This is a genomic window from Humibacter sp. (assembly GCF_035547335.1).
Classification (GTDB): Bacteria; Actinomycetota; Actinomycetes; order Actinomycetales; family Microbacteriaceae; genus Humibacter.
The window spans coordinates 82,398-95,192 of sequence record NZ_DASZVF010000010.1 but is presented as its reverse complement, the minus strand read 5'-3'; the positions used below and the strand labels follow the sequence as shown (position 1 = coordinate 95,192).

At 66.3% G+C, this 12,795-nt stretch carries 12 protein-coding genes; 5 read left to right on the top strand and 7 right to left on the bottom strand.

Annotated elements, in window-relative coordinates; translation table 11 throughout:
* Window positions 1-43 precede the first annotated feature (43 nt).
* Together VHB92_RS03615 and VHB92_RS03610 are read right to left on the bottom strand one after the other, a co-directional pair.
* Entirely contained in the window at window positions 44-817 is a 774-nt protein-coding gene (locus VHB92_RS03615) for a GntR family transcriptional regulator (RefSeq protein ID WP_325451474.1), read from the bottom strand.
* Window positions 814-1,851, bottom strand: a complete 1,038-nt coding sequence (locus tag VHB92_RS03610) for a Gfo/Idh/MocA family oxidoreductase (RefSeq protein ID WP_325451472.1) — start codon at window positions 1,849-1,851, stop codon at window positions 814-816. The genes VHB92_RS03615 and VHB92_RS03610 overlap by 4 nt, the downstream gene beginning before the upstream one ends.
* A 255-nt stretch (window positions 1,852-2,106) precedes the next feature.
* On the opposite strand from VHB92_RS03610, the gene VHB92_RS03605 reads away from it, so the two are divergent.
* The 5 genes from VHB92_RS03605 (at window position 2,107) to VHB92_RS03585 (ending at window position 7,593) form a co-directional block, all read left to right on the top strand.
* Window positions 2,107-3,783 (top strand): ABC transporter substrate-binding protein, encoded by a 1,677-nt coding sequence (locus VHB92_RS03605; RefSeq protein WP_325451470.1) that lies wholly within the window; start codon window positions 2,107-2,109, stop codon window positions 3,781-3,783.
* Window positions 3,784-3,855: 72 nt separating this feature from the next.
* A complete protein-coding gene (locus VHB92_RS03600; RefSeq protein WP_325451468.1) occupies window positions 3,856-4,839 on the top strand; it encodes an ABC transporter permease in 984 nt (327 codons plus the stop codon).
* 8 nt (window positions 4,840-4,847) lie between these two features.
* A complete protein-coding gene (locus tag VHB92_RS03595; RefSeq protein WP_325451466.1) occupies window positions 4,848-5,801 on the top strand; it encodes an ABC transporter permease in 954 nt (317 codons plus the stop codon).
* Window positions 5,798-6,655, top strand: coding sequence for an ABC transporter ATP-binding protein (locus VHB92_RS03590; RefSeq protein WP_325451463.1), 858 nt, complete (start codon window positions 5,798-5,800; stop codon window positions 6,653-6,655). The genes VHB92_RS03595 and VHB92_RS03590 overlap by 4 nt, the downstream gene beginning before the upstream one ends.
* Window positions 6,652-7,593: an ABC transporter ATP-binding protein gene (locus VHB92_RS03585; RefSeq protein ID WP_325451461.1), complete on the top strand. Its 942-nt coding sequence runs from the start codon at window positions 6,652-6,654 to the stop codon at window positions 7,591-7,593. Before VHB92_RS03590 ends, VHB92_RS03585 begins: the two co-directional genes overlap by 4 nt.
* Window positions 7,594-7,711: 118 nt before the next feature.
* Here VHB92_RS03585 and VHB92_RS03580 read toward each other — a convergent pair whose 3' ends face one another.
* From VHB92_RS03580 to VHB92_RS03560, 5 genes are all read right to left on the bottom strand, one after another.
* Window positions 7,712-8,473 (bottom strand): GntR family transcriptional regulator, encoded by a 762-nt coding sequence (locus tag VHB92_RS03580; protein ID WP_325451459.1) that lies wholly within the window; start codon window positions 8,471-8,473, stop codon window positions 7,712-7,714.
* A 121-nt stretch (window positions 8,474-8,594) separates the two neighbouring features.
* Window positions 8,595-9,569, bottom strand: a complete 975-nt coding sequence (locus VHB92_RS03575; protein WP_325451457.1) for an NAD-dependent epimerase/dehydratase family protein — start codon at window positions 9,567-9,569, stop codon at window positions 8,595-8,597.
* Window positions 9,566-10,348 (bottom strand): sugar phosphate isomerase/epimerase, encoded by a 783-nt coding sequence (locus tag VHB92_RS03570; RefSeq protein ID WP_325451455.1) that lies wholly within the window; start codon window positions 10,346-10,348, stop codon window positions 9,566-9,568. The genes VHB92_RS03575 and VHB92_RS03570 overlap by 4 nt, the downstream gene beginning before the upstream one ends.
* Entirely contained in the window at window positions 10,345-11,016 is a 672-nt protein-coding gene (locus VHB92_RS03565; RefSeq protein WP_325451453.1) for a ThuA domain-containing protein, read from the bottom strand. The genes VHB92_RS03570 and VHB92_RS03565 overlap by 4 nt, the downstream gene beginning before the upstream one ends.
* Before the next feature lie 73 nt (window positions 11,017-11,089).
* The gene (locus VHB92_RS03560) at window positions 11,090-12,754 is read right to left on the bottom strand and encodes an ABC transporter substrate-binding protein (protein ID WP_325451451.1); all 1,665 of its coding nucleotides are present in this window, start codon (window positions 12,752-12,754) and stop codon (window positions 11,090-11,092) included.
* Window positions 12,755-12,795: the final 41 nt, after the last annotated feature.

The window sequence follows — 12,795 nt, the reverse complement described above, 5'->3', positions numbered from 1 at the left end:
CGGCAGCGTGGGCGATCGACCCCCGTCGGCGCCCGATGGGCTCCTATTCGGCACCGAACGCACCGTGCGCTCCGCCGCGGGCGAAGTAGGTGCGGAGCCGATAGCGGTCGCCTGCATATCGGATGGTCGAGGCGAGGATGGGCCGCTCGGCCCGTGACCGCACGAGCTGGTGCATGACCAGCGTCGGCTCTCCGACGCTGACGCCGAGGTGCTTCGCGACATCCTCCGTCGCCGGCCTGGCCTCGATGGTCGTCTCGGCGTTGGCGAGATCGAGGCCCGCCGAGGCAAGCGTCTCGTACAGGGACTCGGTGCGGAAGTCGACGGAGTCGGCCGACGGGATGAGCGAGAGCGGGATCAACGACGAGTCGATCGCGATCGGCACCTCGTTCAGCATGCGTACCCGGTCGAGCCGGAACACGACGGTGCCCGGAGCGATGGCGAGCGTCTCCGCTTCGTCGATGCTGGCCGGAGCGGATGTCGAGACCAGCACGAGCGAGCTCGGCATCAGGCCCATGCGCTCCGCCGTCTCGCTGAACGACTCGAGGCTGTTCGGCCACTCGTTGCGGTCCTCGCCTGCGATGTACCAGCCGCGCCCGTGCGAGGAGCGCACAAGACCTTCCTCCACCAGATGCGCGAGCGCCTTGCGCAGTGTCACCCTGCTGATCCCGAGCCGCTGGCAGAGCTCGCGCTCCGGCGGAAGCCTCATGCCCGCGCGAAGCGCTCCTGACACCACCTGTTCGCGCAGCGACTCGACCGCCTGCATCCAGAGCGGATCCGGGTAGTCGATCCTGAAGCCCTGCGCCGCCTGTTCCGTCACGACTCCGCCCCCAGCTTCACCCAGACGCCGGACCGCATGGAGGCGTAGCAGGCGTCGATGATGCGGTTGACGACCAGCCCGTCGTCGAAGGTCTCCGACGGCGGCCTGCCCTCGGCGAAGCAGTCGACGAAGTGACGCATCTCCTGGCTGAAGCCGTAGGCGCGGGCCTCCTCGGGCACGGGGTAGACCCAGCCGGTCTCGGCATCCGCCTTCTCCACCAGGTAGCCGCCCGGGTTCTCGATGAAGCCCCACACCGGCGTGTTGGAGGTGTCCGTCACGATTCGCCCTGCGGTGCCGACGAACTCGTGCCTGAGCGCCATGCCGCCCTTCTCGATCCAGGACGATTCGATGGTCGCCAGCTGGCCGCCGGCGAACTTGAGCAGTGCGACGGCCGTGTCCTCTCCCGAGGTCTTGTCGCCGTGCACCATGGTGGCGCCCCACGCGAATACCTCGGTGACGGGGTTCTCCTTGCCGAAGAAGTGCCGCGCGGATTCGACGGTGTGGCATCCCATGTCGAGCAGCGCTCCGCCGCCTGCCGTCTCGGCGTCCCAGAAGTGGGCGGCATGCGGGCCGGAGTGCGCCTCCCTCGCCCGCATGGTCAGCACCTCGCCGATGGCTCCGGCGGCGACCATCTCATGCGCCTTCGCGATGTTCGGTGAGAACACCGAGCTCTCGGCATAACCGTGCCACACTCCGTGCTCCCGCACGATCCGCACGATCTCGGCCGCTTCATCCCCCGTGCGCGCGAGAGGCTTGGTGCAGACGACCCCCTTGCCCGCCCGCGCCGCGATGCCGACGGCCTCCACGTGCGCCTCGTTGGGCAGCGCGATGACGACGAGGTCGACGTCGTCGCGGGCGCAGAGCCGCTCGATGTCGTCGTACTGGTCGGCGATGGACCATCGGCGACCGAACTCGCGTGCCCGGTCGAGGTCGCGCGAGAAGTTCGCCACCAGCTCGGCGTTCCGCACGTCGCGCAGGGCGTCCGCATACGTGTCGGCGATGAAGCCCGAGCCCAGCAGTCCGATTCGAATCACGCAAACCTCCTCAGGTGACGGTAGTCGTCACGATAGCGATGTGGTCCGCTGTTGGTCTACAGCTTGACTTGTCATACGCACAAATACAAATACCTCTTGCTACCTCTAGCTACCCAAACCTATGCTGACCTCCAACGCGGTCTGCGCCGTTGCGCCGTCACTCGAACTCGCTCGAGCTGCCGTGCGTCGGCCGCCCGCACGAGAGCCATACGAAATCGCGACGACCGATCCGAGATCGGCAGTGAGGAGAAGCAAGTGCGTTTGGGCAAGAGAGGTCGCCGGCTGGCGACCGCCGTCGCCGGCGTGGCGATCGCCGCGCTCGCGCTGGCCGGATGCTCGTCATCCAGTGCGTCGGGTTCGTCCGGTCGCTACGTGAACATCTACACCGGCAACCCGGGGGCCATCCCGCAGAACTTCAACCCGTTCTCGTCGAGCGTGTACTGGAGCCCCACAGGGGCGATCCTCGGATCGGTCTACGAGCCGCTGTTCTACTACAACACCGCGAAGAACGAGCCGCCGCAGCCGTGGCTGGCCAAGAGCTTCGCGGTGTCGCCAGACGGCACGACCTACGACGTGACGCTCCGCAGCGGTGTCACCTGGCAGGACGGCAAGCCGTTCAGCGCGTCCGACGTCGCGTACACCTACAACCTCATCAAGTCGACGCCGGCCCTGAACACGTACGGTCTGAAGCTCGCGGGAGCGAAGGCGACGGATGCCACGCACGTGAGGATCTCGCTCACCCAGCCGGACTACACCAACGAGTTCCCGTTGCTCGGCGAGACGTTCATCGTGCCTGAGCACCTCTGGAAGTCGGTCAAAGACCCGGCGAAGTACCTCAACACGAAACCCGTCGGCACCGGAGCGTTCAAGTTCGGCACGTACTCCAGCCAGTCGTTCACCGTCGTGAAGAATCCGGACTACTACGTCAAGGGCGAGCCCTCGGTGCCCGGCCTGCGGTTCGTCGCCGAGAACGGCAACACCGGCGGCCTGAACGCTCTCAACGCGGGTCAGGTGGACTGGGCGGGCATCGCGCTCGAAGACGTGAAGAAGTCGTTCCTCGACAAGGACCCGAAGTACAACAAGGACACAGTGATCCCGGCCGACGTGAAGGTGCTCATCATGAACCTCACGAAGGCGCCCTTCAACGACGTGGAGTTCCGCAAGGCGATCAGCCTGGCGATCGACCGCGACGCGATCATCAAGCAGGCCTTCGGCGGCACAGACACTCCGGCCAACCCGACGAGCCTGCTGCAGCCGCGCGACGCCCAGTACACGGCGCCGCAGTACAAGGGCAAGACGATGACCGAGGACGTGACAGAGGCGAAGAAGCTTCTCGCGGACGCCGGCTACCAGACGGACTCCTCGGGCGAGCTGCTGGGCAAGGACGGCAAGCCGATCACCTTCGACATCGCCACCGTCACGGGATACACCGACACCATCACCGCCAACCAACTGCTCGTCGAGGACTTTGCGAAGCTGGGCATCAAGGCGACGTCCAAGCAGATGTCGCTGGGGGCGTACTCGACCGCTCAGGCGACCGGTGACTTCGACGTGCTTGACGACCGCATCGCGACCGGTCCGACGCCGTTCCAGCAGTTCAACACGGCGCTGAACTCCGACCTCAGCGCTCCGATCGGCAAGACGGCGTCAGCGGACTACGCGCGGTTCTCCGACCCGACGGTGCAGAAGCTGCTGAACACAGCTGCGTCCACCGACGATCAGGCCACCGTCGCGTCGGCGTACCAGCAGCTCGGCACGTACTTCGCGCAGAACCAGCCGTACATCCTGCTGTCGCAGAACGGCGCGGTCACCACGTATCGCGATCAGCACTTCACCGGCTGGCCGACGACCGACGACCTGTGGGCGAACCCCTCGAACTGGATCGCTCAGAACGTCGGCTGGGTGGCCAAGAAGCTGAAGCCCCGTTCCTGACGGATGCCCCGGCGGGCCGCCCTTGGAGCGCGCGTCCCGCCGGCACCCTCCGTCCCCACCGAGGACCACGAGATGCGCTATTACCTGAGAAAGATCGTCTTCTATCTGCTGGCCGGATGGATCGCGATCACTCTCAACTTCTTCCTTCCCCGCATGGTGAAGGGGAACCCGGTTCAGGTCATCATCGCGAAGACGCAGCGGCTCGCCCCGTTGCCTCCCGAGGCGCGACACGCCCTCGAACTGCAGTTCGGGCAGACGCACGACTCCATCGTCGTGCAGTACTGGCACTACCTGCAGGAGATCTTCACGGGCAACTTCGGCCTCTCCGTCACGTACTACCCGACACCCGTCGTCGACGTGATCGGTCAGGCCCTGCCGTGGACGCTGGGCCTCGTCGGCCTGGCGACGGTCATCAGCTACGTGATCGGATTGCTCTTCGGGTCGTACATCGGCTGGCGCCGCGGCACCTGGCTCGACTCGTTCGTTCCGATCTCCACGTTCCTGTCCGCGATCCCGTACTTCTGGCTCGCCTTGATCCTGGTCTACATCTTCGGAGTGAACCTGCAGTGGTTCCCGGTGACCGGAGGCTACGACAACACGATCATGCCCGGCTTCAACCTCGACTTCATCGGTTCAGTGGTCTACTACGGCCTGCTGCCGGCGTTCACGATCGTGCTGGCGTCCGTGACCTCGCAGGTGCTCGCCGCCCGCAACATGATGGTGTCGACGATGGCAGAGGACTATGTCGTCACCGCTCGCGCGAAGGGCCTGCGCCCTGGACGCGTGTTCGGCTCGTATGCGATGCGCAACGCGCTGCTGCCCAGCATCACCGGATTCGCGATCTCGCTCGGATTCATCGTCAACGGATCGGTCGTCACTGAGAGCGTCTTCTCCTACCCGGGCGTGGGATACACGCTCATCCAGGCCGTAGAGAACGACGACTATCCGCTCATGCAGGCGCTGTTCCTCATCATCACCCTCGCTGTCCTCGGCGCGAACTTCGTCGCCGACGTCATCTACGGCGTGATCGATCCGCGCACCCGCATCGCCGGCTAGGAGATCCCATGACCTTTTCCGAGCAAGACCTCGTCGTCCCCGACCTCGTCGAGGCCGAGACCGCGGACACCGGCAGGCGACCGCGCTGGGCGGTCCTTCGCAACGCCTCCTGGAAGCTGTGGACCGGCCTGGCCATCTGCGCGTTCTTCGTCGTCATCGCCGCCATCGGGCCGTTCGTGGCGCCGAACCCCAACCAGACCAGCCCGATCGGACTCGAACCGCCGTCGCCGGCGCATTGGTTCGGCACCACCAACATCGGCCAGGATGTGCTGACCCAGGTGGTCGCAGGAACGACCGGCTCCGTCGCGATCGGTTTCATCGCGGGCGCGATCACCGTCATCCTGTCCATGCTCTTCGGCGTGGGCGGTGGGTTCCTCGGCGGCAAATGGGACGAGGCGTCGTCGCTCATCAGCAACGTGTTCCTGGTGATCCCCGGGCTTCCGCTGCTCATCATCGTGACGGACTACGTGCAGTCCCGAAGCATCGTCGTCATCGCGATCGTCATCGCGATCGTGAGTTGGGCAGGGGCGGCTCGCGTGCTCAGAGCACAGACTCTGTCGGTGCGCTCCCGCGACTACGTCGACGCGGCGCGAGTGGCCAGCGAGTCCACGTGGCGCATCATGCTTCGGGAGATCCTGCCGAACCTCATGCCCATCATCGCCTCGCAGTTCGTGTTCGGTGCGCTCGGCGCCATTCTCGCCGAGGCGGGACTCTCGTTCCTGGGGCTCGGCGCCCCAGGGGGCAAGTCGTGGGGCAGCATCCTGTTCTTCGCCCAGAACGCGCAGGCCATCACGCTGGGAGCGTGGTGGTGGTTCGTGCCGCCCGGACTCTGCATCGCCGTGCTCGGCGCAGCGCTCGGGCTCATCAACTTCAGCATCGATGAGCGCATCAACCCGCGGCTTCGCACTCTCGCCGTGGTGAAGCGTGCGAAGCGCAACGCGACACGGGAGGCGACACGATGACGGAACCGCTGCTGAGCATCCATGACCTGACCGTCGAATACCAGACAGAGACGCCGGTCCAGGCGGTCAGGTCCGTCTCGCTGCACATCATGCCCGGCGAGATCTTCGGACTGGCAGGAGAGAGCGGATGCGGCAAGTCCACGCTCGCCTACGCGATCACGCGTCTGCTGCAGCCGCCTGCCGCCATCACGGGAGGTTCGATCCTGTGGCGCGGCACCGATGGAATCAGCACCGACGTGCTCGACCTTGACGGCGCCGAGCTCAGAGCGTTCCGCTGGAGCGAGATCTCGATGGTCTTCCAGGGCGCCATGAACGCGCTCAACCCTGTGCACACGGTGCGGTCTCAGATCGCCGACATCTTCATCGACCACCGCACCAAGCTGAACAGGAGGCAGCGCACGGCTCGCGCCGCTGAGCTGCTGCACACGGTGGGCATCGACGAGAGACGGCTCACCAGCTATCCGCACGAGCTCTCCGGAGGCATGCGGCAACGCGTCATGATTGCGATGGCGCTCGCCCTGCGGCCTCGGCTGATCGTGATGGACGAGCCCACCACGGCGCTCGACGTGGTGGTACAGCGCAGCATCATCGAGGAGATCAACCGGCTGCGCCGCGAGTTCGGGTTCGCCGTGCTGTTCATCACGCACGACCTCGGCCTTCTGCTGGAGATCAGCGACCGGGTCGGCGTCATGCTCGAGGGACGACTCGTGGAGGAGGGTGTGCCCGACCGGCTGCTCAACGATCCCCGGCACGACTACACCCAGCATCTGCTCCGGTCGTTCCCGAGCCTGCGCGGCGACGCGCCGGTGACGGGAACGCGATACGTCGCCTCGAAGGGAGTCACGACGCCATGACCACACTCGAAGCAGTCGGCCTCAGCAAGGAATATCGCGTGCGCGGCACCGGTCTTCGCACGTCGCGGCTGCTCGCGGTCGACAACGTCTCGCTCATCGTGAAGCCGGGCGAGACCGTGGCGCTCGTCGGCGAGAGCGGCAGCGGAAAGTCGACCATGGCCAAGATGCTGATCCGCCTGACGGAGCCCAGCTCGGGAACGATCCTGCTGGACGGCGCAGAGCCGCGGCCGGGCAGGCACGCCAGCAAGGACTACCGCTCTCGCGTGCAGATGGTCTTCCAGGATCCGTTCTCCTCGCTCAACCCGGCGCTGCCGATCCGGCACCAGCTCGCGCGGCCGCTGCGCATCCACGGCATCGTGCGAACAGGATCGGAGGAGCAGCGCGAACTGGTGCGCCTCATGGAGACGGTCAACCTCGCGTCTGGATTCCTCGACAAATATCCGCACGAGCTCTCCGGCGGGCAGCGCCAGCGCGTCGCGATCGCGAGGGCTCTCGCGCCCCGGCCCGAGGTGCTCATCGCCGACGAGCCGGTGTCGATGCTCGATGTGTCGATCCGGCTGGAGATCCTCCAGCTCATCGACGACCTGAAGCGCGACCGCAATCTCGCCGTGCTCTACATCACGCACGACCTCGCGACGGCGAGGCATTTCTCCACGCAGATCGTGGTCATGCGCACCGGACGCGTCGTGGAGCGCGGGCTCAGCGACGATGTGATCGTCAACCCGATTCACCCTTACACGCAACTGCTCGTGCGGGCTGCTCCGGATCCGAAGTCCCCGCCGTTCGTCATCGACCCCACGCGATACCTGGCGCATCCCGAAGTCGTCATCGGCGACGCCGACCCGGACCTGGCAACATGGTCGCCGGAGTGTCACTGGGCACGCGCCTGGGACGACGACGCCGCGCTGGCCGCACTTCTCGACGCCGTCGCCGTCTGAACCGCGGCTACCTCACGATCCCCGTCGGCGGCATCCGTCGTCAGCAGCGATCGTCAAGACCGATCGCCGGCGGCGATCGCCAACAGCCGCGGTCTGCAAGGCAGTGCCGGCAGCGGCGTCAGCGCGGAGAACGCGCGAAGTAGGTGCGCAGCCGGTAGCGGTCGCCTGCGTAGGTGATGGTCGACACGAAGATCGGGCGCTCCAGCGAGTTGACGACCATCTGCCTCATCACGAGAACCGGCGCTCCCACTTCGACGTCCAGCTCGGCGGCGAGCGAGGCGTCAGCACCCTTCGCTTCGATCGTGGCGTCGGCTCGCAGCGGTTCGACGCCCGCCGCGCCGAGCTTCTCGTAGAGCGAGTCGACGGCGAAGTCGGCGTTCACCACGTCAGGGGCGACGCTCAGCGGCAGGCGAGTGACGTCGAGCGCGATGGGCACGTCGTTGAGCCGGCGGATGCGCTCGAGATGGAACAGCGGCGTACCGGGCGCGATGGAGAGCTCCTCTGCCTCGTCGAGGCTCGCCGGCTTCGACTCGGCGCGCAGCACCGTCGACGACGGAACGAGGCCCATGCGCGCCGCCGTCTCGCTGAACGACTCCAGGCTGTTCGGCCACTCCTTGTTCGTCGGCGCCTGAGCGACGTACCAGCCCCTGCCGTGCGAGGCGCTGAGGATGCCGTCCTCGACCAGCTTGCCAAGCGCCTTCCGCAGCGTGACGCGCGAGATGTTGAGCTGCGCACAGAGCTCGCGCTCCGGGGGAAGCCGCATTCCCGGCTTGAGCACGCCGCTGTTGATCTCGTCGAGGATGAGGTTGACCGCCTGGATCCACAACGGCTCCGGGTAGTCCGGTCTGATCGCGGGCACTGCCTCGCTCGTATCCGTCACAGCGCGAACCTCGTGTCTACCGATGACATGCCTATTTCTTACCACCTAGACCAGCGCTCGCCGGGACCCCGGAACGATGCGCGGCCGAATCGGCGCGCCATCCTGACCGGAAAGCGGCCACTCACGCCTCAGCGATCATCGCCTCGAACGCGGCATCCAGCTCCGGATCCACCGAGTGCGGGCCGGAGGCGTCGTAGTGGCGCAGAATCTGTCGCGCGCCCTCGGAGAACGAGATGGCCGGGGCGAAGCCCGGAGCCAGCCGCTTCAGCTTCGACGTGTCGAACAGCATGGAATGCCGGAAATCGTGCTCCAGCACGTCGCCCAGGCCGGGAACATGGCGACCGACGGTCTCGCTCGATCGGTGCACGAATCGCGGTCGCCGCACGCCTGCCGCAGCGGCCAGCGCCAGGTGGATCTGATCCCAGGTGAGGATGTCGCCGCTCACCACGTTCACGCTCTCACCGACGGCATGCTGATTGCCGAGCAGCGGCAGGAACGCGCGGGCGAAGTCAGAGGAGTGCATCAGCGTCCACAGCGACGTGCCGTCGCCGTGCACGACGACGGGCCGGCCAGCGCGCATCCGCTCGATCGCCGTCGCGCCGGTGAGGATGGGCAGGGTCGTCTCGTCGTACGTGTGGAACGGCCGCGCGATCGTGACCGGCAGGCCAGAACGGTATGCCCGCTCCATCTCGTCCTCGCAGGCGATCTTGCCCCGCGGATATCCGAAGTCGTTCTGTCTGCGCGGCGAGGATTCCGTGATCGGAAGCTGCGGAACCGGGCGTGCGTAGACCGAGCACGTGCTGATCAGCACATACTGACCGGCGGTGTCGATGAACAGGTCGCGGTGGCCGGCGAGGTCGCGCGGCTCGAACGCCACCCAGTTCACGACGGAGTCGAACTCGTCTCCGCCCAGGGCCGCACGCAGCGCTCCGGCATCGCCCACGTCCGCGCGAAGGTGCCGCACCCGCTCGGGCAGAGACCGCTTCGGCTCCCCCCTCGTCACGATCGTGACCTCGTCGCCACGAGCGACGGCGGCGTGCACGACGGCGGAGCCGATCATGCCGGCGCCGCCCAGGAAGAGCAGTCGAGCCGTCATCGCGACCCCTCGACCGCTCGAGCACCGGTCGACAGCCCCGAGCCGACCAGGTGATCGTAGCTGCGGCGCAGCGCCTCGAACGTGTCGACGTGGAGCCGTTCGAGCTCGACGATGTGCCACTCCAGGCCGGATGGCGCACTCAACGCATCCGTCCAGTCGACGGATCCCTCTCCGATCGGCACCATGACGTCGTCTTCATAGCTCACGGCGGGCCCGTCCTTGATGTGGATGAGACGCGCCCGCGATCCCCGTTCCGTCAGCAGCCTGGGCACGTCTGCCCCGCCCATCCGCGCCCAGTACGCGTCGATCTCGAGCACGACCCTCGGGTCGAGCAGGTCGAGCAGCACGTCGTACGCCGTTCGGCCGTCGATCCGGTTCGCGAACTCGGCGAAGTGGTTGTGGTAGCCGATCCGCATGCCGAGCGCTGCCGCGGCCTCCGCCGCGTCGTTGACCCGCTGCACACCCCTGGCGATGTCGTCGGCCGAGTCGAACTCCTCGCGTTCCATGCTCCACACCAGCGTGGACGCTCCGAGCTCGGCGTTGACATCCAAGATGCGCCGGGCGTCGGTTCCCGCAGGGAACGGCGTGTGCGCGCTGGTCAGTCGAAGACCGGCGGAATCGAGCGCGCTGCGTACCCGCGCGGGACCGTAGTGCTCGACGACGCCGTACGTCTCCACACCGAGGTAGCCCAGCTCGGCGACCCTGGCGAACGTGCCCTCGAGGTCGTCCAGGGCCTGCGCGAGCACCGTGTACGCCATCACGGCGATGGGGGCGCTCATGCGTCGACCTTCGCGGTCCACTGCAGAGCCTGGCGCACCAGTGCGCGGAACGACGGCTCGCCCCACGCGCGCATGTCGTGACCGAGCGCGATGTAGACCACGCGCCCGGCACCATGGTCTTTGGCATAGGCGACGGGGATCACCTCGCCGTCTGCTCGGTGGCGCTGCGCGAGCACCATCACGTCGTCGGCCGCGAGCTCGAACTCGTAGTACTCGTCGAACAGCTCGAAGTCGCTCAGGCCGGCCGTCACCGGATGGTCGGCCACGATCTCGATGGTGTGCCTTCCCTCGTGATGCCCGGGTCCGTGCGAGAGATAACGGTTGCCGAGCAGCTCGAACAGCGGACGATCGGCGGGATCCAGTCCGTCGCCCTGCCACCCGAGGATGTTCGCGCCGTGCACGCCGACGAGTCCCTTCCCCGCGGCAACGGCGGCAGCAAGAGCCTCCTGCTGCGAGGTGCTGAACGTCCCGCCGGCCGTATAGAAGAGGTAGGTGTCGGCATCCGCCGTCTCCGGGCGCGGATCGATGAACCGGTTCGTCCCCATCCCCTTGCGGGTGACGAGTCCCGCCTCAAGCCCCAGCTGCTGCATCACCACCGCCGCCGAGAGCAGGTCGTGGTGGATGTCGTCGCCGTTCACGACGACGAGGGCGCGTGGATTCTCGATCATCTTCATTCGCTCAGTCGGTGGCAAGGGAGTCTGTGGACCGCGCGGGCGGGTCGCCCCGCCCACGCGGCATCCGTCATTTCGAGACGGGCTTGAGATGCATCGCGACAACCGGGTTGGGGTATGGCGCGAAGTAGGGGTTGGACTGCGACGGGAAGCCGGTCACCTTCGCCGTGCTCCAGTCGCCGTAGTTGCCCCAGTAGAACATCACGATCATCGGCAGCTGGTCGATCCAGATGCCCTCGAGCTGCGCGAGGATCTTGCTGCGCTCGGCATCCGTCGTCGCCAGCGGGTACTCGTTGAACAGCTTCTTCGCCGTCGGATCGTTGAACCGCTCGATGTTCTCGAACGTGGGCGTCATGGTGCCGATCGGGTAGTACTGGTTCGGATCCATCATGGCCTGATAGATGTTGAACGCCCGAGGGGCGGGACCGACCGGGTAGCCGATCGTCGACTCGAACTGGCCGGTACCGGTGATCTTGTTGATGTCGTTGACGCTCGTCGTGTCGATGTCGAGCTTGATGCCGATGTCCTTGAGCTGCGAGACGAGCACCTGCGCGCGGGCCGCGATGTCGGTGTACGACGCGGGGAAGCTCACCGAGAACTCCACTCGCTTGCCGTCCTTCTGGTAGTACCCGTCGCTTCCCTTCGTGTAACCGGCGTCGGTCAGCTGCTTCTCGGCCGCCGCCTTGTCGTACTTGAAGTCGAGGTTCTTGTACTGCGGCGCGACCTCGGGCGCGAATGCCGGCATCGGCAGACCCGTCTGGTTCGTGGCAGGCGGCGAATCAGTGGCTGCGCCCACCTGCTTGCGATCAACACCCAGGCTGATCGCCCTGCGCACCGCGATGTCGCTGAGCGGCCACTTCTCGAGGTTCGGGATGAGTCCGTCCTGGCCCACGACAGGTGCCCAGTAATGGTTGTTCGGGCTCTTGGAGGTGTAGGTCTTCTCAGCGTCGGCGATGTACGTGCCGCCCCAGTCGGCCTGACCCTGCACCAGCGCGTTGGTCTGCCCCTGGTTGTCCTTGTAGGGAATGAACCGCAGTCCGCCGATCGTCGGCGCACCCTGCCAGTAATCCTTGTTGGCCTTCAGCACGAAGCTCTGCGGCGAGAACGTGCTCAGTTCGAACGGGCCCGTGCCGACGGGCTTCTTGTCCGCGTACTTCGTCGGATCCTTGACCTGGCCCCAGATGTGCTTGGAGACGATGGCAGCGGACACGATCGACGTGAAGTTGATCTCCGACGGCGTCGTGAACGTCATGACCACGGTGTTCGGGCCGTCGGCCTTGATGGTGTCGAACGTGATGCCGCCGACGTTGAGCGCCGGGAACTTCTTGAGCATGTCGTAGGTGAAGACGACGTCGTCCGCGCTGAACGGCTTGCCGTCCGTCCACTTCACGCCGTGCTGCAGGTCGAGCGTCAGCGTCTTGTTGCCGTTCGACCACTTCCAGCTCTTGGCCAGCCAGGGGATGTCGTCGCCGATCTTGACGTTGTTGATCTGTACGAGCGGCTCGTAGATGAATCCGCCGGAGCCCTGGCTCGTGAAGGTGGCGCCCTCTGCCGTGTTCGGAAGATAGGGGTTGAAAGCCTGCGTCAGCGAGTCGGACTGGCTTGCGACGTTGAGGATCAGGCCGTCGCCAGAGGCGTTACTGCCGCTGGAACAGGCGGCGAGACCCGTGATCATCGCACCGGCGACGGCGACGCTGATCAGTTTCCGCCAGCGCGGAATCCTGCCGTTGTGCATCTGTGTGCTCCTTGTCGTGTCTTGCGGAAGGTCATGCTTGA

Excerpts from the sequence above, each read along its gene's own strand:
- VHB92_RS03600 (WP_325451468.1), top strand. The coding sequence starts at position 3,856 with ATGCGCTATTACCTGAGAAAGATCGTCTTCTATCTGCTGGCCGGATGG.
- VHB92_RS03595 (WP_325451466.1), top strand. The coding sequence starts at position 4,848 with ATGACCTTTTCCGAGCAAGACCTCGTCGTCCCCGACCTCGTCGAGGCC.
- VHB92_RS03590 (WP_325451463.1), top strand. The coding sequence starts at position 5,798 with ATGACGGAACCGCTGCTGAGCATCCATGACCTGACCGTCGAATACCAG.
- VHB92_RS03585 (WP_325451461.1), top strand. The coding sequence starts at position 6,652 with ATGACCACACTCGAAGCAGTCGGCCTCAGCAAGGAATATCGCGTGCGC.
- VHB92_RS03575 (WP_325451457.1), bottom strand. The coding sequence starts at position 9,569 with ATGACGGCTCGACTGCTCTTCCTGGGCGGCGCCGGCATGATCGGCTCC.
- VHB92_RS03570 (WP_325451455.1), bottom strand. The coding sequence starts at position 10,348 with ATGAGCGCCCCCATCGCCGTGATGGCGTACACGGTGCTCGCGCAGGCC.
- VHB92_RS03565 (WP_325451453.1), bottom strand. The coding sequence starts at position 11,016 with ATGATCGAGAATCCACGCGCCCTCGTCGTCGTGAACGGCGACGACATC.
- VHB92_RS03560 (WP_325451451.1), bottom strand. The coding sequence starts at position 12,754 with ATGCACAACGGCAGGATTCCGCGCTGGCGGAAACTGATCAGCGTCGCC.